Source organism: Pseudomonas linyingensis (genome assembly GCF_900109175.1).
GTDB lineage: Bacteria > Pseudomonadota > Gammaproteobacteria > Pseudomonadales > Pseudomonadaceae > Geopseudomonas > Geopseudomonas linyingensis.
In genome coordinates this window covers 48,340-67,358 of sequence record NZ_FNZE01000005.1, presented here as the reverse complement: position 1 = coordinate 67,358, position 19,019 = coordinate 48,340, and the positions used below count along the sequence as shown (strand labels likewise).

Here is a 19,019-nt window from a genome sequence, read left to right as displayed (position 1 = left end):
TTTTCGCTGCGTCAGACGTAAAAAAGCCCCCGCTCATGAGCGGGGGCTTTTTGTTGGTGCGGCGGGCGGCCTCAGCGACGGCGGAACAGCGGCAGCGGCTGGTCGACACCGGTCTGGTAGGTCACCGAGAAGTCCGACAGGCCCTTGAGCGCATCGTACGGGTCGCGGTCCGGGCGCACGGCGAAGGCGTCGAAACCGCAGCGCTGCATGAAGAACAGCTGGTCGCGCAGCACGTCGCCGATGGCGCGGATCTCGCCCTGGTAGCCATAGCGCTCGCGCAGCAGGCGGGCGCTGGAGAAGTGGCGGCCGTCGGTGAAGGCGGGGAAGTCGAGGGCGATGACCTGGAAGTACTTGAGGTCGTCGACGATGTCCTCGATCTGCTCGTGGCTCTGCAGCCACACGCCCAGGCCGCCGTCGCGCACCTTGAGGGCGTGGCTGGATTCCAGCCACAGAGCCAGCGGCACGATCAGGTCGTCGCTGTTGGAAATGCCGTCGAGGGTGGCGTCGACCGGCAGCAGGTGCCAGCGCTCGTCGATTACCTCGCCGTTCTTAATGATTCTTTGCATAGACGCGCTCCTTGAAGGAATCGATGCCGATACGGCGGAAGGTATCGATGAAACGCTCTTCTTCATTGCGCTTCTCCACATAAACCTCGATGACCTTGGCGATCACGTCGGCCATGTCATCCTGGGCGAAGGATGGGCCGAGGATCTGGCCGAGGCTGGCATTGCGGCCGGCTTCGCCGCCCAGCGACACCTGGTAGAACTCCTCGCCCTTCTTGTCGACGCCGAGGATGCCGATGTTGCCGATGTGGTGGTGGCCACAGGCGTTCATGCAGCCGGAGATGTTAAGGTCGATTTCGCCGAGGTCGAACACGTAATCGAGGTCGTCGAAACGGCGCTGGATGGCTTCGGCGATCGGGATCGACTTGGCGTTGGCCAGCGAGCAGAAGTCGCCGCCTGGGCAGCAGATGATGTCGGTCAGCAGACCGATGTTCGGCGTGGCCAGGCCCAGTTCGCGCAGCTCGCCCCACAGGGTGAACAGCTTGGACTGCTCGACGTCGGCGAGGATGATGTTCTGCTCGTGGCTGGTGCGCGCCTCGCCGAAGCTGTAGCGCTCGGCCAGGTCGGCGATGGCGTCGAACTGCTGGTCGGTGACGTCGCCAGGAGCGATGCCGGTGGGCTTGAGCGACAGGGTGACGGCGGCGTAGCCCGGCTTCTTGTGGGCGACCACGTTACGCGAGCGCCAGCGGGCGAAGCCCGGGTGCTCGGCATCCAGCGCGGCGAGGGCGGCACTCTGGTCTTCCAGGGCCTGGTAGGCCGGATCGACGAAGTGCTGGGCGACGCGGTCCAGTTCTTCCTGGATCAGGGTGGCGGGGCCATCCTTGAGGTGCGCCCACTCGGCAGCGACGCGCTCGGCGAACACTTCCGGGGTCAGCGCCTTGACCAGGATCTTGATCCGCGCCTTGTACTTGTTGTCACGGCGACCGTAACGGTTGTACACGCGCAGGATGGCTTCCAGGTAGGTAATCAGGTGCTGCCAGGGCAGGAATTCATTGATGAAGCTGCCGACGATCGGGGTACGGCCGAGACCGCCGCCGACCAGTACGCGGAAGCCCAGCTCGCCGGCTGCGTTGCGCACCGGCTCCAGGCCGATGTCGTGCACCTCGATGGCGGCGCGATCGGCTGCCGAGCCGTTCACGGCGATCTTGAACTTGCGCGGCAGGTGGGCGAATTCCGGGTGGAAGGTGGCCCACTGACGGATGATCTCGCACCACGGACGCGGGTCGATCACCTCGTCGGCGGCGACGCCGGCGAACTGGTCGGTGGTCACGTTGCGGATGCAGTTGCCGCTGGTCTGGATGGCGTGCATCTGCACGCTGGCCAGCTCGGCGAGCATGTCCGGCACGTCTTCCAGCTTCGGCCAGTTGTACTGCACGTTCTGGCGGGTGCTGATGTGCGCGTAGTTCTTGTCGTAGTCGCGGGCCAGCTTGGCGAGCATGCGCAACTGCGGAGCGGAGAGCAGACCGTAAGGCACGCAGACGCGCAGCATGGGCGCGTGGCGTTGAATATACAGGCCGTTCTGCAGGCGCAGCGGGCGGAATTCCTCTTCGCCCAGTTCGCCGGCCAGGTAGCGCTCGGTCTGGCCGCGGAACTGCGCGACCCGCTCCTCGATGATCCGTTGATCGTATTCGTCGTATACGTACATGTAATGGTCTGCTCTCAGGCTGTCAGCGGTGGCCGCTGCCCTCTGCGGGGCATCCGGTGGCCCGCGCGGGGCATCGGCGGCGCGCACTGCGGCGCACTCCGAGGGAGTGGCGGCACGATAGCAGCTCGCTCTTATGCAACAAAGTGAAGAATAACTATAAGTACATAACCAAAATAGATTTATAGCCCGGCTGAATCGCCCAAGCCCGGCTACGGTCCGTCACGCCAGAGGAGCGACTTGCTCCTCGGCGCGGCCCACACGGTTGCGTCCCTCGCGCTTGGCCCGGTACAGCGCCTGGTCGGCCAGTTGCAGGATGCCCTCCACTGTCTGGCCGCAGGCAGGCCAGTGGGCGACGCCAGCCGAGACGGTGAAGCGTATGCCGCCCGGCGCTTCGCTGGCCTCGGTGCGCAGGCGTAGGCGCTCGGCGGTCAGGCAGGCGCCCTCCAGACCGGTACCGGGCAATAGCATGATGAATTCCTCGCCGCCGGAGCGACACAGCACATCGTCGCGGCGCGAGCACTCGCGCATCAGGTCGGCAAGGTGGCGAATGGCCTGGTCGCCGATCTCGTGTCCGTGGTTGTCGTTGATCTGCTTGAAGTGGTCGATGTCGAGGGCCAGAACGGCGAAGGGCTGCTCGCGGGCTCGCCATTGCTCCAGGGTGATCTGCAGGCCGCGGCGGTTGAGTAGGCCGCTGAGGGGGTCGGTCAGGCTGTCGAGGTTGAGCTTGCCGATCTTCTGCTGCAGCAGGGTCAGTCCGGCGAGCAGGGCGCGCTTGAGCTGGGCCGCCTCGTAATACCACGAGCGTACCTTGCCGAGCTCCTCGCTGGCCGCCGGCGAGTCCAGTTGCCGGGCGGTGTTGGCCAGCTGGCTCAGCGGCTGGGCGATCAGGCGCGCCAGTCCCCAGATGGCCAGCAGGCTCAGTAGCGAGAAGGGGATGGCGTTGCGCAGTACGCCGAGCATCAGACTTTCCAGCTTGGCCAGGACGCTGGCCGTGGGGCGCTGGGCGACGACGCCCCAGCCGGTGCTGGTGACCGGCGCGTAGCCGGCCAGCATGTCCACGCCGCGCGAGTTGACCAGCCTCTGGCTGCCGGTGTGACCTTGGTTTACCGCCTCGATCACCGGGTTGCCGTGCACTACTTCGCCGATCCTGGCCGGATCGGGGTGATAGAGCAGGCCACCCTCGCGGTCGACCACGTACAGGTAGGAGCCGTCCTTGTAGTGGTGCTCGCCGAGCAGGTTGTAGAGGATATTGTTTTGCTGCAGGTAGATGCTGGCGCCGAGATAGCCGAGGTAGTGGCCCTGACGATCGCGGATCGGATGGGAAATGTTCACCACCAGGTTGCCGGCGGCAGAGATGTAGGGGGCGCTGATCAGCGGCCGCTGCTCGCGCAGCGCCTGCAGAGCTCCGGGGCTCTTCAGCTGGCGGCTTACCAGCTGCAAGGTCTGCGGCGAGGTGGCCAGCACGGTGCCTGTGGCGTCGACCACCAGCACCGAGTTGAAGTTGGCGGTCTGCAGGCGCAGGCGGTCAACTTCCTGGGTCAGTACGGTGCTGTCGTCCATCCGCTCGGACAACTGGCTGGCGCTGAAGGCTAGCTGCTGCCGGCTGCCGGCGAGAAAGTGCTCGGTGGTTTCGGCCAGCTTCACCGCATAGACACGGTTGGCCTCCAGGCTCTCACGGATCAGCAGGTCCTGCTGCACCAGGTAGCTGGCATAGAAGGTGTTGGCGAGGGTGAGTAGGGCCGTGGTGATGGTCAGCAGCAGGATCAGACGGCGCAGGTCGAAGCGCAGGTGAAATCTGGGTGAAGGCATTGCGTCGCCGGTGAGTTCATTGCGTGGAAGGCGCGAGACTTTAACACATTAACCATCTCAAGCTCCCACTGGGGATGGGCACGCCGCTCACGCGGCCCCAGCAGTCACCACCCGGTTGCGCCCCTGGTGCTTGGCGACATACAGCGCCTGGTCCGCCTGTTTCAGCGCATGCTCGATGCCGGCGCTGCTCAGCGGGCAGTGGGCGACGCCCAGGGAAATGGTCACCGACATGCCCTCCGGGATCGGGCTGTCGGCCACGCACTGGCGTAGGCGCTCGGCCACCGCACAGGCATCCGCCAGGGACGTCTCCGGCAGCAGGGCCATGAATTCTTCGCCGCCATTGCGGCACAGCACGTCGTTGCTGCGCGCCACCTGCTCCATCAGTTGCGCCAGCTGGCGGAGCAGCTGGTCGCCGGCGTCATGGCCGAGGCTGTCGTTGACCTGCTTGAAGTGGTCGACATCGATGGCGATGACCGCAAAGGGGCGGTTGCCGGCCTGCCATTGCTCCAGTCGCGCCAGCATGCCGCGGCGGTTGAGCAGGCCGGTCAGCGGGTCGGTTATCGTGTCGTGATTGAGCTGGCCGATTTTGTGGTTGAACTGGGCGAGTCCGGCCAGCATGGCGCGTTTGAGTTCGGCGGCCTCGAAATACCAGGAGCTGACCTGGCGGATCTGTTCCGCGGCCGGCTGCGAGTCCATCTGCCGGGCGCTGCTGGCCAGTTGCCAGAGCGGTCGGGCAATCAGCCGGGACAGCCACCAGATGCACAGCAGGGTCAACAGCGACACCGGAAGGCTGTTGCCCAGAATCTCCAGCATCAGCCCATGCAGCTTGGCCAGGGTGGCCTCGGTGGGGCGTTGCGCGACTATGCCCCAGCCGGTGCTGGTGACCGACGCGTAGCCGGTGAGCATGTCGACCCCATCGGTATCGGTCACCCGCTGCGCACCCGCATCGCCGCTGATCGCCGCTTCGATGACCGGGTTGCCTGGCATGACTTCGCCGATCCGTTCGGCATCATGGTGATAAAGGATGCGCCGTTGCCGATCGACCACATACAGGCCTGAGCCGTCGCGGTAGTGGTGGTCGCTGAGCAGGACGTCGAGGGCACTGCGCTCGCGCAGGTAGATGGAGCCACCGACATAGCCGAGATAGCGGCCGTCGGTGGCGAACACCGGGTGCGACACGGCGATCACCAGGCGTCCGATGACCGACACGAAGGGCTGGCTGACCAGCGGTTGCCGCATGGCCACGGCTTCCCGCGCGCCGTCGCTGTTGACCACGCTGCCCGGTTTGGCCAGCGCCTGCGGCGAGATCGCCAGCAGACTGCGATCGGCGCTGACCACGTAGGTCGAGTTGAAGATGCTGGTCTGGGTCTTGAGTCGTTCGGTTTCCGCCATCAGCTTCTGCGGCTGGTCGAAGACCGGCGCCAGTACGGCCACGCTGTAGGCCAGTTGCTGGCGGGCAAGATTCAGGAGGCCCTCGGTGCTGTCCGCCAGCTTGGCCGCATAGACCCGATTGGTTTCCAGGGTCTGGCGGATCAGCAGGTCGCGCTGAGTCACATAGCTGGCATAGAAGGTGTTCGCCAGTGTGAGCAAGGCCGTGGTCACCGCAAACAGCAGTATCAGGCGACGCAGATCGAGCCTGAACGCGGAGGGGAGGTGCATGTTGCGATGCCGCCGGTATTGTTTTGTGATGTGTTTGGCAAATCCTAGCATGTTATCCCGCTGGCCACGCAGGGCGAGAGGGCGCCTTGAGTTTGTCCGGATTAGCGGCTTGACTGCTGGATAGGCAAGTCGAGGGGGACGTCATGGTGAACCAGTACCACAAGCCGCAAACGGCGGACAACACGGCAGACAGCACGGTGGATGCGCGGGCCGCTCTGGCCCTGATCCTGATCGCGGTGGTCACGGCGCTGGTGTGGGTCAGTCAGCAGTAGCAACCATTGTCAGCTGGCACCGCTGAGGTGCAGCACCAGCTTGACCAAGGCGAACAGCAGCAGCACGAACAGACCGGTGAACAGCAGGCCCAAGATGATGAAGTGGCTGGGCTTGCCGTGGGTAAAGTCGCGGGTGCGGTTCTTGCTGCTCTGCACGCCGAGGGCGGCGGCCAGCACGCTGTGCAGCATCTGCTTGAGGGTCAGTGGCCGGGCGTCAGCGTCCTGCTGGTCGGCGGGTTGTTTGCTGTCGTTCATGGCGAACTCCGCAGCGGTGATTGCCACAAGCCTAGTCTGTCACAAGCTTGGTTTTCTACAAGCTTTGTCTGCCGGCGGCGACTGCGCAAGCGGCGGGTGACTAAAGCTCGATCCGCGCCCAGCCGCGGCGTTGCCACATCAGGGCGAAGATCGCCGAAATGATCCCGCGTTGCAGAATGTACAGGCTCCAGATCGCCAGCAAACCGTAGCCCAGCACCGGGCCGATCAGGTAGGTCAGCGGCAGCAGCACCAGCCACTGGTTGCCCAGGCTGATTGCCATCACCGTGCGGCTGGCGCCGGCGCCGAGCAGCGCCTGGGTCAGCACCAGGGTGCCGGCATCCAGCACCATGCCCAGCCCGGTCAGGCGCAGCGGCAGGGTACCCAGCTCGATCAACGCCGGATCGTTGACGAACAGGCCGAGGATCTCGGCAGGAAACAGCCAGAACGGCACGCCCAGCAGGGCCAGCCCGAGGGCGGCGATGCGTACCACCTCCCAGCCCCAGCGGTGGGCGGCGTCGACATCACCCTCGCCGAGGCTGTGGCTGACCAGGGTGGTCGCCGCCATGCCCAGGCCGATGGCCGGCAGGATCAGCAGCAGGGTCAGGTTGATCAGCACATGGGCCACCGCCAGTTCGGCGGTACCGATCTGGGCGATGATCCAGAACAGCAGGGTAATGCCGGTGGCGAACAGGAACTGGTGCAGCGAGTTGGGCAGCGCCAGGCGCAGCAGCACCCGGAACTCGATGGCCTTCGGCCGGCGGCGCAGGAAACCGCCCTGGCGCGCCACCCGCCAGGTCTGCACCGTATAGACCAGCGAGCCGAGATAGAGGGCGATGCAGGTGCCCAGTCCCGAGCCTTCCGCGCCCATCGCCGGCAGGCCCAGCAGGCCGTGGATCAGGCAGTAGCTCAGCGCGGCATTGAGCAGGTGCATGCCGAGCAGGATGCGCAGGTACATGCCGGAGCGGTGGCTGCCGTTCCAGAAGCCGCGGAAGGAGAAGTTCAGCCCCACCGCGCAGACTGCCAGCACCCGCCACTGGAAGTAATCCTCGCCAATGGCGGCGACCTCGGGGTCCGAGGCCAGCAGGCCGATGATCCAGGGCGCCGCCAGCCAGCAGAGCAGCCCCAGCGGCAGGCCGACCAGCAGGGCCAGCAGCAGGCCGGCGTTGAGCGGCGTGGCCACCTGATCCAGGCGCCCCTCGCCACGCCGGCGCGCCACCAACGCCTGCACCCCGGAGCCGAGGCCCATGACCAGGGCGATGGCCATGAAGTTCGCATAGCTGCCGATGCCCACGCCGGCCAGGGCGGTCTCGCCCAGATGCCCGACCATGGCCGCGTCCACCAGATTGATCAGGCTCTGGCTGAGCATGCCGCCGATGATCGGCAGGCCGAGGACGAGAATCTGGCGCAGGCGCTGGCGCTCGAGCATGGGTGTGGAGGTCTCAGGCGAGGGGGCGGGCAGTTTACCGCAGAAGCCACAGGCATGACCGGTCGGCTCGGTTGCGCATTCGGTTGTAACAAATTCGTTACGCACTGCAGGGTGTGAACGCGGAGTTCCGCGCGCTCAGGGTGGCTGTAATGAAAACGTGCCACTTCAACGTATCTGCTGGGGCCGCCATGGTGGCGCGGGCGGCTTGTTCAGCATGGCGACACAGGGTGATATGCAGCCATCCAGGCCGCGCCAGCGGCTTGCGCACAACAACAAGGTGGAGGCGCCATGAACGCCCTGAGCAAGATCGAGCAGCACAATCCCATCGACACCGACGACTTCGCTTTCGTCGAGTACAGCGCAGCGCCCGCCGAACGCAGCGGCCACTCGCTGCGATACCTGGCCGACCGGGTGTTCGGCGCATGAGTCTGGCCGCCAATTCCGACCGTGATGGTCGGTGTACAATGCCCGCCGCTTCGCCTGTGACCCCCTTGCGTACCCACGCAGCGTGGCGTTCGTCGGGCGCTGCCGATCTGCCGAGGCCTCGTGCCAGCCGAGCGGAGGTGCAGCCCGACGCGCCATGAACCTAAGGTAAACCGCCTTGCAGATTCCGCCGCGCCACAAGCCCGGTGGGTGATTTTCCGTCACAGACAAGAACAAACCAGGTGACGTATGACCCGTGAAAAACCGAAGAACCTCTGGCAGTCCCGCTGGGGCTTCATCCTTGCTGCAACCGGCTCCGCAGTGGGCTTGGGCAATATCTGGAAATTCCCCTACATCACTGGCGAATACGGCGGTGGTGCCTTCGTGTTGATGTACCTGGGCTGCATCCTCGCCATCGGTATCCCGGTGATGATGGCCGAGATCGCCCTGGGTCGGCGCGGCCGCGGCAGCCCGCTGGACGCCATCGCCCGGGTGGCCAAGGAGAACAACGGCAATCCGCTCTGGAAGGCCGTCGGCGGCATGGCCATGCTATGCGGCTTCCTGATCCTGTGCTTCTACGTGGTGGTGGCCGGCTGGGCCTTCGCCTACACGTGGAAGATGGTCGACGGCTCCCTGGCCGCCACCAGCGTCGACGCGCTGGCCGGCGTGTTCGAGTCGCACAACTCCAGCCCCTGGCTGCTCGGCAGCTGGAGCATCGTGGTCGCCCTGCTGACCCTGTGGATCGTCGGCAAGGGCGTGCAGGCCGGTGTCGAGCGCTCGGTGCGCTGGATGATGCCGGGCCTGGCGGTGATGCTGCTGATCCTGGTCGGCTATGCACTGACCAGCGGCGGCTTCAGCCAGGGCTTCGAGTTCCTGTTCACCTTCGATGCCAGCAAGGTCACCGGCGAAGCCTTCCTGGCTGCCCTCGGCCATGCCTTCTTCACCCTCAGCCTGGCCTCGGGCGCGATCCTCACCTACGGCTCCTACCTGCCGGACGGCCAGTCGATCGCCCGCACCACCTTCGTGGTCGCCATCGCCGACACCTGCGTGGCGCTGCTCGCCGGCCTGGCGATCTTCCCGGTGATCTTCGCCAACGGCATGAGCCCGGGCGCCGGTCCGGGGCTGATCTTCATGAGCCTGCCGCTGGCCTTCCAGCAGATGCCGTTCGGCACCCTGTTCGGCGTACTGTTCTTCGCCATGGTCTCGGTCGCCGCGTTGACCTCGGCCATCTCGATGATCGAGGCGACCGTTGCCTACCTCAACGAGAAGCACGGCGTCAGCCGCATCAAGGCGTCCATCGCCTCCGGCGCGGTGCTGATCGTCATCAGCATGCTGGCCATGCTGTCGTTCAACGTCGGCGCCGAGTGGAAGCTGTTCGGCATGAACTTCTTCGACATCCTCGACTACGTCACCTCGCGCTGGATGATGCCCCTGGGCGGCATCCTCATGGTCATCCTGGTTGGCTACTGCCTGCGCAGCGAGATCATGCGTGACGAGCTGCAGCTGCCGACTGTCGGTTACGCCCTGTGGCTGTTCATGGTCCGCTACGTCAGCCCGGTGCTGATCCTCGTGGTGTTCCTCAACGCCCTCGGCTGGCTGGGTTTCGATCCGCTTGCCGGCTGGTACTGGATCGCCGGCGCCATCGGCGTGCTGGCCATCCTCGGCGAGGTACTCGCCCCGCGCGTGCGCCTGGAGTTCGCCGTGCGCTGATCCCGCGCGGTTCTGTCCCGCCCCTGCCACGCTGTGAAAGCAGAAGGCAGCGGCCTTCGCAAACGCCCCGACCTTGTTCGGGGCGTTTGCTTTTGGGAGGCACATCAGTGGCGGCGCATTGCCGGTGCAGCGGAGACCGTTGGTTCGGCTGGCTGTGTGCAGCGACAGGGGGCAGGGTCACCCAGATGATCCACGGGAACGCCAGGTAGGCGTCAGTTATGGTTGAAAGTGTGATTGATTGATAGGAATTCGCCAAATTAACGGCGATTCTCTCGCGGTGGGCTACTTTTTCAGAGGGGAGGTTCAAGTCCGCTTGTGTCGCAAGAACTGCGGTGGATTCAGCATAGATCAGTAGCCGGAAGATCGGCATGCCGTGCTGAAGCCTCCCGCTGCCGGTGCCCCGAGCGTCACTGAATCCACTGGGATCGAAAGCCATATCGCGAAAATAATGACCGCAACGGTCACAGGGACGGAGGTTTCAATGAGCGTTGGCATGATTCCCAGCAGCGGCCTTTGGGCGATGACGGCCCTCCTCGTTCTGGCTGTACTGATCAAGAAATTTGCAGTTCCGCTGGGCTACTCGAAAAGCCTGTGCTCCGTATCCGCTGGCTCCTGATTCAGGGATTCGCGGAAGGGGGCGAGGAAAAGGTTTTCCGACGCGCTGAAATTTCAATTTTGAGGGGGTGATCATGAGCGATTCTTATCAGTGGGATTTCGGATCCGTCGAGTCCGGCTTGCAGTTCACGGTTGTCTTTGATGGCACCAATTTCACCGTGACCTGCATATCGGGATCAATGGATCTCAATGCTCTCTGGTTCTCGGATGGAGACAAAACCGTTGAGGGAGCAACCACGCTCACGAAATCGGACAGCAGCCTCAACCTGAACGGCATCGGCATCACCTGGGACGACTACTACAAGGTGTCGAGCACGGGACTCGGCTCCGAGGGCGAAGCCAAGGCAAGCTACCTCACCGCAGGAGAGTCGATAACGCTCTCGCTGGATGCACTGCAACTCCCCCCTGCGCTCACATCCTTGCTCGAAACAGATCCGGCGTTACTGACGATCGGCGTCCGCGCCACCAGCACCAGTTCGCTCAGTGGCGACGGCAAGTTCGTGGACTCTAGCGGCACCCTGTTGAGTAGCAGCAACCAGGCTCCGACCCTGGCGGTCGTGAGTGGCGGCACGGTGACCGACACGGCAGCCGACGACACCTATGCCGACGTGACCGGTCAGCTGAGCGGTGCGGACCCCGACGGCGCCACGGTGACCTTTGCGCTGTCCGACTCCTCGGTTACCTCCGACGGTGCGGAAAAGGATGCAGGCTTCAATGTTCAGAAGAGTTCGGCCTACGGCACCTTCTACCTGAACACGACGAGCGGCGACTACAAGTTCGTGGCCGACGACGGTGCGGTGGAGGCCCTGAAGACCACCCAGACAGTGGACTTCGTGGTCCATGCCTCGGATGGCGTTGCCGACAGCGCGCCGCAGACGATCACCATCACCCTGGACGGCTTCAATGACACGCCGGAACTCTCGGCCACGCTGACTGCGCACACCTACACCGACACCGCAGAGGATGACGGCTTCACCAACGTGACCGGCACGCTGTCGACGGCAGACCGCGACAGTGGCGAAACGGCGACCTACTCGATCGATGACGTGGGCGTGGAGACCGGCAGTTACACCGTAGGCCTGAACAGCTACAGCCAGAAGCTGGTGGGTAGCCACGGCACGCTGTACCTGAACGCCAGCGGCGCCTATGAGTTCGTCCCCCTCGATACGGCGATCGAAGCACTCGAAGCGAGCACCAGCGAGAGCTTCACCCTCAAGGTGGCTGACGGCTCCAGTGCCACCGCAACCCAAATGTTGACGATCACCCTTGATGGTGCGGAAGACAAGCCGGAGGTGGCGGCGGTGGTCGTCGCGTATGAGGACACGGCCGCGGACGACACCTTTGCCGACCTGACCGGCACCCTGAGCGTGACCAGCCGCGACGGCGACAGCAGCTTCGCCTTTGCCCTGGACGGCAGCAGTGCGACACCGGACGGGGCGGAAAAGACCGCGGGGTTTGACCTGCAGAACACCAGCAGCGCCTACGGCACGATATACCTGAACAGCCTCACCGGTGCCTACAAGTTCGTGGCCAACGATGGCGCGATCGAGGCCCTGCAAGCGGGCTCCGATCCGAGTGTGGTGTTCAATGTGACGGCTTCGGCCGACGGCGCGGCTTCGGACAGCCAGACCATCACCATCGACATTACGGGCGCCAACGATGCGCCACGCGACCTTGCTCTGGCTGCAGTGTCATTTGCAAATGGCAACGGGATACCCGGAGCGGATACGAAGATCGGTGACATCGGCGTACCCGCAGCTGCCGACCCGGATGATGGCGGTGCGTACAGCTATAGCCTGGTCAGCGCTAAAGTGGGGGCACTGGACGATACGCTGATCGCTGATGATGCGACAGCACTGTTCTCGGTCAACGCCAGCACCGGAGAACTCCGCACCAGTGCTGCGGCGGGTTTGGCTGGAGACAGTGTTTATGAAGTAACCATTCAGGTAAGCCAAGGCGCAGCTACCTACAACGAAACCTTCAGCATCGTTACCGGGACCAATGCCGCTGAGAGCTTGCCCGATAGTGGTTTCGACTTCGGCACCGGGGACGACATCATCTATGGCAGAAATGGCGCAGACATCATCCTGGCCGGCTCAGGCAACGATACCGTCTTTGGCCAAAATGGGAACGACACCATTCACGGCGGCGCAGGCGTCGACATTCTCTATGGTGGAGGTGGTATCGACACTTTCGCGTTCGCCTCCGGCGACACCGGCATTACCTTGGCGGCCGCCGACACCATCGCTGACTTCACTACAGCTGATGACGTGATCGCCACCTCCCAGGTGGCAGGCAACGTCACCATCGCCAATGGCGCGGGCCTGGCGGACTTCGACGCCTTCCTTTCCGCGGCCAACGCTGTACTGGCCGTCGGTGCAGGCGCCAATGATGCCTACATGGCCTGGAACGCAGCGGGGTCCGGTAACGGCTGGCTGGTCATCGACGAAAACGACAGTGGTGCGGTCGATGTCGGTGACAGCCTGCTCGTCCTGACAGGGGTGAACCTGTCAGGCGAGTTCACTACCAGCGATATCATCTGATCCACCCCGTCCCCCTAGCCTCGGGGATGGTTCAAGCCTGCGAGCCCCGGTCTCCCGCAAGGAGACCGGGGTTCTTTTTGGCGCCCCCCGCCGGTTTCTGTCCCCTCCACGTCGCCGCTATACTGCGCGCCCTTCGCGCCGGGCTACAGTGCGCCGGCCGTGTGAAAACGGCCGTGCTCGACCATGCTTGATGCCAGCCGGCACAGGCAATCCGTTCACCCGACGTGAATCATCCTGACCCGCCGGCTCACGAGGCTGCCGCGGCGTCGCTTTTCCATTCCAGAGGGCCGTACCGACCATGGATACCCACCTGCACCCGGGCGAACTCCGGCGCAGTCTGAAGAACCGCCACATCCAGCTGATCGCCCTGGGCGGCGCCATCGGTACCGGCCTGTTCCTCGGCTCGGCCGGGGTGCTGAAGACCGCCGGGCCGTCGATGATCCTCGGCTATGCCATCGCCGGCTTCATCGCCTTCCTGATCATGCGCCAGCTCGGCGAGATGATCGTCGAGGAGCCGGTGGCCGGCTCGTTCAGCCACTTCGCCCACAAGTACTGGGGCAGCTACGCGGGCTTCCTGTCCGGCTGGAACTACTGGGTGCTGTACATCCTGGTGGGCATGGCCGAGCTGACCGCGGTGGGCAAGTACATCCAGTTCTGGTGGCCGGAGGTGCCGACCTGGGCCACCGCGGCGGCGTTCTTCGTGCTGATCAACGCGATCAACCTGACCCACGTGAAGCTGTTCGGCGAGGCCGAGTTCTGGTTCGCCATCGTCAAGGTGGTGGCCATCGTCGGCATGATCGTCCTCGGCCTGTACCTGCTGGTCAGCGGCGCCGGTGGCGAGCAGGCCACGGTCAGCAACCTGTGGGCGCACGGCGGCTTCTTCCCCAACGGGATTGCCGGTCTGGTGATGGCGCTGGCCTTCATCATGTTTTCCTTCGGCGGCCTGGAGCTGGTCGGCATCACCGCCGCCGAGGCGGCCGAGCCACGCAAGGTGATCCCCAAGGCGATCAACCAGGTGGTCTACCGGATCCTTATCTTCTACGTCGGCGCGCTGAGCGTGCTGCTCTGCCTGTATCCATGGGATTCGCTGCTGGCCAGCCTCAATGCCGCGGGCGATCCCTACAGCAGCAGTCCGTTCGTGAAGATCTTCGCGCTGATCGGCAGCGACGCGGCCGCGAACGTCCTCAATTTCGTGGTGCTGACCGCCGCGCTATCGGTCTACAACAGCGGCGTGTACTGCAACAGCCGCATGCTTTACGGCCTTGCCGAGCAGGGCGATGCGCCGCGGGTGTTCCTGCGCCTCAACCGGCGCGGCGTGCCGGTGCTGGCCATCGGCCTGTCGGCGCTGATCACCCTGTTCGGCGTGCTGGTCAACTACCTGCTGCCCACCGGCGCACTGGAGCTGCTGATGTCGCTGGCGGTGTCGGCGCTGGTGATCAACTGGGCGATGATCAGCTACTCGCACCTCAAGTTCCGCGCCAGCAAGGTGCGCGAAGGGGTACAGCCGGGCTTCCCGGCGTTCTGGTATCCGTTCGCCAACTACCTGTGCCTGGCCTTCGTGCTGCTGATTCTCGGGGTGATGCTGCAGATCCCGGGGATCAACCTGTCGGTCTATGCGATTCCGGGCTGGCTGTTGCTGATCTGGATCGGCTACCGGCTGAAGCTGGCGCTGGCGGCGCGGCGCTGAAGGGGGGAGAGCGGGGCGCCAGAAGGCGCCCTGTTGCATTGCGGGAGTCAGAGCCTGTTCACGATCTCGCGAGCTAGAGCCAGGCAAGGCGAAATCGGTTGAGGAAGCGGAGTTTGCTGGGTGCAAATGAGCATTCCGAAACCGATTTCAACGCAGCATGGCCGACGCGCAGCAGATCGTGAGCCGGCTCTCAGCAGACTCTGGCGATGGCCGCGGCCAGCTCGCCCAGTCGCTGCTCGTCGAGCCCGGCGACATTGGCGCGGCCGCTGCCGACCATGTACACGCTGGACTCGTCGCGCAGGCGGCGCACCTGCTCCGGGCTGAGGCCGGTGTAGGAGAACATGCCGCGCTGCGCGGCGATGTGGGCGAAGCGCTCGGCCAGGCCGAACGGTTGCAGCGCCTCGACCAGCCCGAGGCGCAGGCGCAGCACGCGGTCGCGCATGAGGTCCAGCTCGCTTTGCCATTCGGTGCGCAGCGCGGCGTCGCCGAGGATGGTGGCGACCACTGCGGCGCCGTGGGCTGGCGGGGTCGACCACAGGTTGCGCGCCAGCGAAGCCAGCTGGCTGCGCACGTCGAGCAGCTTGTCGTGGTCGGCGGCGCAGACGATCAGCGCGCCGGTGCGCTCGCGGTACAGGCCGAAGTTCTTCGAGCAGGAGCTGGTGATCAGCAGCTCCGGCAGTTCGGCGGCGAACAGGCGCACCGCCCAGGCGTCGTCCTCCAGGCCGTCGCCGAAGCCCTGGTAGGCGAAGTCGATCAGCGGCAGCAGCTCGCGGCGGCGCACCACCTCCAGCACCTGGCGCCAGTCGTCATGGGACAGGTCGAAGCCGGTGGGGTTGTGGCAGCAGGCGTGCAGCAGCACCACGTCGCCGCTCGGCACCTGCTCCAGCGCGGCGAGCATGGCGGCCACGTCGAGGCGGTTGTCTGCGCCGACGTAGGGGTAGTGGCCGACCTTGAGGCCGGCCTCGGCGAAGATGGTCTCGTGGATCGGCCAGGTCGGGTCGCTCAGCCAGATGCCGCGCCCCGGCAGGCAGTGGCTGAGGAAGTCCGCGGTCAGGCGCAGGGCGCCGGTGCCGCCCGGAGTCTGGGTGGTGCCGGCGCGCTGGCCAGCCAGCAGCGGCGAATCCTGGCCGAGCACCAGTTGCAGCAGCAGATCGCCGAACGCGGCATCGCCGTGGCCGCTGGTGTAGCTCTTGGTGGTCTCGCTGGTCAGCAGGCGCTGCTCGGCGTGCTTGACCGCCTGCATGATCGGCGTGCGGCCCTGGGCGTCCTTGTACACGCCGACGCCGAGGTCGAGCTTGGCCGGGCTGGGATCGGCGCGGTAGGCGTCCATCAGGCCGAGAATCGGGTCGCCGGGTACCCGGGCAACAGGCTGGAAATGACTCATGGAAGTTCCTCTGCGGTGGCGAGCGGGGTCGCCATGTCATGCGGCTGTCGAACGTCATGGATACCCCAGCGGCCGGCCGTCCGCAGCCCTCCCTGTGGCAGGCGGCCGCAGCTGCCCCGGCGTGCGCGTCATGTTTTCGTTACGAAAAACCGCAAGCCGCCGGCCGCCAGCGACTTGGAGGCCCTTCCGTGGCCAGTATTTGTCACATATTCTTGACGAAAGAATGCGCCGTCAGGCGCTTGCGACCCGACAACAAGCACAAGACGGGCACTTACATGCGTCTCAAGGTTCACTGTCAGAATCGCGTGGGCATCCTGCGCGACATGCTCAACCTGCTGGTCGACTACGGCGTCAACGTCGCCCGTGGCGAGGTGGGCGGCGAGCAGGGCAACGCCATCTATCTGAACTGCCCCAACCTGTTCAACCTGCAGCTGCAGTCCCTGCGACCGCGCTTCGAGGCGATTCCCGGCGTGTTCAGCGTGCAGCGCGTCGGCCTGATGCCCAGCGAGCGGCGCGCCCTCGAACTCAACGCGCTGCTCGGCGCCCTGGAGTTCCCGGTGCTGTCGGTGGACATGGCCGGGCAGATCGTCGCCGCCAACCGTGCCGCCGCCCAGCTGCTCGGCGTGCGCGTCGACGAGGTGCCGGGCATCGCCCTGTCGCGCTACACCGAGGATTTCGACCTCCCGGCGCTGGTGCGCGCCAACAAGGCGCGGATCAACGGCCTGCGGGTCAAGGTCAAGGGCGACGTCTACCTCGCCGACATCGCCCCGCTGCAGAGCGAGGGCGAGGACAGCGAGGCGCTGGCCGGCGCGGTGCTCACCCTGCAGCGCGCCGACCGCATCGGCGAACACATCTACAACGTGCGCCGCCAGGAGCTGCGCGGCTTCGACAGCATCTTCCAGAGCTCCAGGGTGCTCGCCGCGGTGGTCCGCGAGGCGCGGCGCATGGCGCCGCTGGATGCGCCGCTGCTGATCGAGGGCGAGACCGGCACCGGCAAGGAGCTGCTGGCGCGCGCCTGCCACCTGGCCAGCCCGCGCGGCAAGGCGCCGTTCATGGCGCTCAACTGCGCCGGCCTGCCCGAGTCGATGGCCGAGACCGAACTGTTCGGCTACGGCCCCGGCGCCTTCGAGGGCGCGCGCCCGGAAGGCAAGCTGGGTCTGCTGGAACTCACCGCCGGCGGCACCCTGTTCCTCGACAGCGTCGGCGAGATGAGCCCGCGCCTGCAAGGCAAGCTGTTGCGCTTCCTTCAGGATGGCGGTTTCCGCCGGGTCGGCAGCGAGGAGGAGGTGCATCTCGACGTGCGGGTGATCTGCTCGACCCAGCAGGACCTCTCCGAGCTGTGCGCCCGCGGCGAATTCCGCCGCGACTTCTACCACCGCCTCAACGTGCTGTCGCTGCATATCCCGCCGCTGCGCGAATGCCTGGACGGCCTGGATGCGCTGGTAGCGCACTTCATCGACCAGGCCAGCCGGCAGATCGGCTGCCCGCTGCCGCAGCTCGCCCCGCGCGCGCTGGAACGCCTGCGCCACTATCAGTGGCCGGGCAACGTGCGCCAGCTGGAAAACGTGCTGTTCCAGGCGGTGTCGCTGTCCGACGGCAAGCTGATCAAGCCCGAACAGATCCGCCTGCCGGACTACGACACTCCGCAGCCGCTGGGCGCATTCAGCCTCGACGGCGGCCTCGAGCAGATCGTCGGCCGCTTCGAGAAGGTGGTGCTGGAAACCCTCTACCGCGAGCACCCGAGCAGCCGCCTGCTGGGCAAGCGCCTGGGCGTGTCGCACACCACCATCGCCAACAAGCTGCGCATGTACGGGATTGGTGGGGAGAAGGGGTAGGGCGTGCCTCAGAGGCTTCAATCCTTCCAGGCTTCGGCGATGATTCGATAGGAACGCAGGCGGGCCTGCTGATCGAAGATCCACGAGTTGATCATGATTTCGTCCGCCTGCGTTCTCTGCACAAGCCCCTGTAGAGCCTCGCGCACCTGCTCGCGGTCACCAACGATCGACTCGCGCAGCATCCGCCGAACGTGGTGGGCCTCGGCGGGGCTCCACAGCTCGTCCATGTTCTCCACGGGGGGCGGCAGCAGGCTGCGCTTGCCGCGGATCAGGCCGAGAAATTTCTGCTGCTCGGTGCTGGCGAGAAAGCGGGCTTCGCTTGCCGTGGGGGCCGCAACGGCATTGACGCAGACCAGCACATAGGGCTCTGCCAGCGCTGGCGAGGGCGTGAATTGCGCGCGGTAAAGCTGCAGGGCCTGCTGCAGGTGATCCGGGGCGAAATGGGCGGCGAAGGCAAAGGGCAATCCCTGCTGTGCTGCCAGATGGGCACTGAACAGGCTGGAGCCGAGCAGCCACAGGGGAATCTCCAGGCCGGCGCCCGGGATGGCCCGCACGCTCTGTCCGGGACTCGGGACGGCCAGGAAATGCTGCAATTCCTCCACCAGTTGCGGGAACTCGGAGCCATCGCCCGGCTCCCGGCCGAGGGCGCGCAAGGTGTCCTGATCGGTCCCCGGAGCGCGGCCAAGCCCAAGGTCGATACGGCCGGGGTAGAGCGTTTCCAGGGTGCCGAACTGCTCGGCGATCACCAGTGGCGAGTGGTTGGGCAGCATGATCCCGCCCGAGCCGACGCGGATCCTGTGCGTGTTGGCCGCCAGGTAGCCGATGACCAGCGGTGTCGCCGCACAGGCAACATCGATGAGGTTGTGGTGCTCGGCCAGCCAGAAACGGGTGAAGTCCAGGTTGTCGAGCTGCTGCGCCAACTCCAGGGAGTTGCGCAGCGCCTGCCCGGCCGAGCCGCCCTCGGTGATGGGGGCGAGATCCAGCGCCGAAAGTCGGGCTTCAGAGAGAAATTTCATCAGTTTTCCTTCGTCATTCAGGTAAGCCGGCGGCTATGCGCCGCAGCCCAGCAGGGCTGCGTTGCCTTGGCCGGCCTGCTTTTTTGTGGGCCTTGCCAGCAGGGCTGTGGTCACACGGACGTGCCTCACTAAAATTATCCTTTATCAAACCAATTGCACAATGATTAACATACTGCT

The 19,019-nt window shown here is 65.3% G+C and carries 14 protein-coding genes; 6 read left to right on the top strand and 8 right to left on the bottom strand.

The window, feature by feature from the left end:
- Nucleotides 1-71: 71 nt before the first annotated feature.
- From BMZ19_RS07730 to BMZ19_RS07715, 4 genes are all read right to left on the bottom strand, one after another.
- On the bottom strand, nucleotides 72-566 hold the full coding sequence (locus BMZ19_RS07730; protein ID WP_090309343.1) for a DUF934 domain-containing protein: 495 nt from the start codon (nucleotides 564-566) through the stop codon (nucleotides 72-74).
- Nucleotides 550-2,208, bottom strand: a complete 1,659-nt coding sequence (locus BMZ19_RS07725) for a nitrite/sulfite reductase (protein WP_090309340.1) — start codon at nucleotides 2,206-2,208, stop codon at nucleotides 550-552. The genes BMZ19_RS07730 and BMZ19_RS07725 overlap by 17 nt, the downstream gene beginning before the upstream one ends.
- A 219-nt stretch (nucleotides 2,209-2,427) precedes the next feature.
- Entirely contained in the window at nucleotides 2,428-4,017 is a 1,590-nt protein-coding gene (locus BMZ19_RS07720; protein ID WP_090309338.1) for a sensor domain-containing diguanylate cyclase, read from the bottom strand.
- Between the two features lie 87 nt (nucleotides 4,018-4,104).
- The gene (locus BMZ19_RS07715; RefSeq protein WP_090309335.1) at nucleotides 4,105-5,676 is read right to left on the bottom strand and encodes a GGDEF domain-containing protein; all 1,572 of its coding nucleotides are present in this window, start codon (nucleotides 5,674-5,676) and stop codon (nucleotides 4,105-4,107) included.
- 143 nt (nucleotides 5,677-5,819) lie between these two features.
- Here BMZ19_RS07715 and BMZ19_RS22785 point away from each other — a divergent pair, with 143 nt between their 5' ends.
- Entirely contained in the window at nucleotides 5,820-5,948 is a 129-nt protein-coding gene (locus tag BMZ19_RS22785; RefSeq protein ID WP_280142146.1) for a hypothetical protein, read from the top strand.
- A 9-nt stretch (nucleotides 5,949-5,957) separates the two neighbouring features.
- On the opposite strand, the gene BMZ19_RS07710 is transcribed toward BMZ19_RS22785, so the two are convergent.
- Nucleotides 5,958-6,203, bottom strand: a complete 246-nt coding sequence (locus BMZ19_RS07710) for a DUF2970 domain-containing protein (RefSeq protein WP_090309331.1) — start codon at nucleotides 6,201-6,203, stop codon at nucleotides 5,958-5,960.
- 100 nt (nucleotides 6,204-6,303) lie between these two features.
- Nucleotides 6,304-7,629, bottom strand: a complete 1,326-nt coding sequence (locus BMZ19_RS07705; protein WP_090309329.1) for an MATE family efflux transporter — start codon at nucleotides 7,627-7,629, stop codon at nucleotides 6,304-6,306.
- 288 nt (nucleotides 7,630-7,917) lie between these two features.
- On the opposite strand from BMZ19_RS07705, the gene BMZ19_RS22345 reads away from it, so the two are divergent.
- From BMZ19_RS22345 to BMZ19_RS07690, 4 genes are all read left to right on the top strand, one after another.
- Nucleotides 7,918-8,055, top strand: a complete 138-nt coding sequence (locus BMZ19_RS22345; RefSeq protein WP_170847716.1) for a hypothetical protein — start codon at nucleotides 7,918-7,920, stop codon at nucleotides 8,053-8,055.
- Nucleotides 8,056-8,301: 246 nt separating this feature from the next.
- Nucleotides 8,302-9,762: a sodium-dependent transporter gene (locus tag BMZ19_RS07700; protein WP_090309326.1), complete on the top strand. Its 1,461-nt coding sequence runs from the start codon at nucleotides 8,302-8,304 to the stop codon at nucleotides 9,760-9,762.
- A 689-nt stretch (nucleotides 9,763-10,451) separates the two neighbouring features.
- Nucleotides 10,452-12,920, top strand: coding sequence for a VCBS domain-containing protein (locus BMZ19_RS07695; RefSeq protein ID WP_090309323.1), 2,469 nt, complete (start codon nucleotides 10,452-10,454; stop codon nucleotides 12,918-12,920).
- A 298-nt stretch (nucleotides 12,921-13,218) separates the two neighbouring features.
- On the top strand, nucleotides 13,219-14,607 hold the full coding sequence (locus BMZ19_RS07690) for an amino acid permease (protein ID WP_090309320.1): 1,389 nt from the start codon (nucleotides 13,219-13,221) through the stop codon (nucleotides 14,605-14,607).
- Between the two features lie 190 nt (nucleotides 14,608-14,797).
- On the opposite strand, the gene BMZ19_RS07685 is transcribed toward BMZ19_RS07690, so the two are convergent.
- The gene (locus BMZ19_RS07685; RefSeq protein WP_090309318.1) at nucleotides 14,798-15,991 is read right to left on the bottom strand and encodes an amino acid aminotransferase; all 1,194 of its coding nucleotides are present in this window, start codon (nucleotides 15,989-15,991) and stop codon (nucleotides 14,798-14,800) included.
- Nucleotides 15,992-16,266: 275 nt separating this feature from the next.
- Here BMZ19_RS07685 and BMZ19_RS07680 point away from each other — a divergent pair, with 275 nt between their 5' ends.
- Complete coding sequence (locus tag BMZ19_RS07680; RefSeq protein WP_090309315.1) at nucleotides 16,267-17,826, top strand: sigma-54-dependent transcriptional regulator; 1,560 nt, start codon at nucleotides 16,267-16,269, stop codon at nucleotides 17,824-17,826.
- Between the two features lie 17 nt (nucleotides 17,827-17,843).
- On the opposite strand, the gene BMZ19_RS07675 is transcribed toward BMZ19_RS07680, so the two are convergent.
- Nucleotides 17,844-18,842: an LLM class flavin-dependent oxidoreductase gene (locus BMZ19_RS07675; protein WP_090309312.1), complete on the bottom strand. Its 999-nt coding sequence runs from the start codon at nucleotides 18,840-18,842 to the stop codon at nucleotides 17,844-17,846.
- Nucleotides 18,843-19,019 lie beyond the last annotated feature (177 nt).

What these genes read in the sequence shown, in the direction of transcription:
- BMZ19_RS07730 (WP_090309343.1), bottom strand. Translation starts at nt 566, where the DNA reads ATGCAAAGAATCATTAAGAACGGCGAGGTAATCGACGAGCGCTGGCAC.
- BMZ19_RS07725 (WP_090309340.1), bottom strand. Translation starts at nt 2,208, where the DNA reads ATGTACGTATACGACGAATACGATCAACGGATCATCGAGGAGCGGGTC.
- BMZ19_RS07720 (WP_090309338.1), bottom strand. Translation starts at nt 4,017, where the DNA reads ATGCCTTCACCCAGATTTCACCTGCGCTTCGACCTGCGCCGTCTGATC.
- BMZ19_RS07715 (WP_090309335.1), bottom strand. Translation starts at nt 5,676, where the DNA reads ATGCACCTCCCCTCCGCGTTCAGGCTCGATCTGCGTCGCCTGATACTG.
- BMZ19_RS22785 (WP_280142146.1), top strand. Translation starts at nt 5,820, where the DNA reads ATGGTGAACCAGTACCACAAGCCGCAAACGGCGGACAACACGGCAGAC.
- BMZ19_RS07710 (WP_090309331.1), bottom strand. Translation starts at nt 6,203, where the DNA reads ATGAACGACAGCAAACAACCCGCCGACCAGCAGGACGCTGACGCCCGG.
- BMZ19_RS07705 (WP_090309329.1), bottom strand. Translation starts at nt 7,629, where the DNA reads ATGCTCGAGCGCCAGCGCCTGCGCCAGATTCTCGTCCTCGGCCTGCCG.
- BMZ19_RS22345 (WP_170847716.1), top strand. Translation starts at nt 7,918, where the DNA reads ATGAACGCCCTGAGCAAGATCGAGCAGCACAATCCCATCGACACCGAC.
- BMZ19_RS07700 (WP_090309326.1), top strand. Translation starts at nt 8,302, where the DNA reads ATGACCCGTGAAAAACCGAAGAACCTCTGGCAGTCCCGCTGGGGCTTC.
- BMZ19_RS07695 (WP_090309323.1), top strand. Translation starts at nt 10,452, where the DNA reads ATGAGCGATTCTTATCAGTGGGATTTCGGATCCGTCGAGTCCGGCTTG.
- BMZ19_RS07690 (WP_090309320.1), top strand. Translation starts at nt 13,219, where the DNA reads ATGGATACCCACCTGCACCCGGGCGAACTCCGGCGCAGTCTGAAGAAC.
- BMZ19_RS07685 (WP_090309318.1), bottom strand. Translation starts at nt 15,991, where the DNA reads ATGAGTCATTTCCAGCCTGTTGCCCGGGTACCCGGCGACCCGATTCTC.
- BMZ19_RS07680 (WP_090309315.1), top strand. Translation starts at nt 16,267, where the DNA reads ATGCGTCTCAAGGTTCACTGTCAGAATCGCGTGGGCATCCTGCGCGAC.
- BMZ19_RS07675 (WP_090309312.1), bottom strand. Translation starts at nt 18,842, where the DNA reads ATGAAATTTCTCTCTGAAGCCCGACTTTCGGCGCTGGATCTCGCCCCC.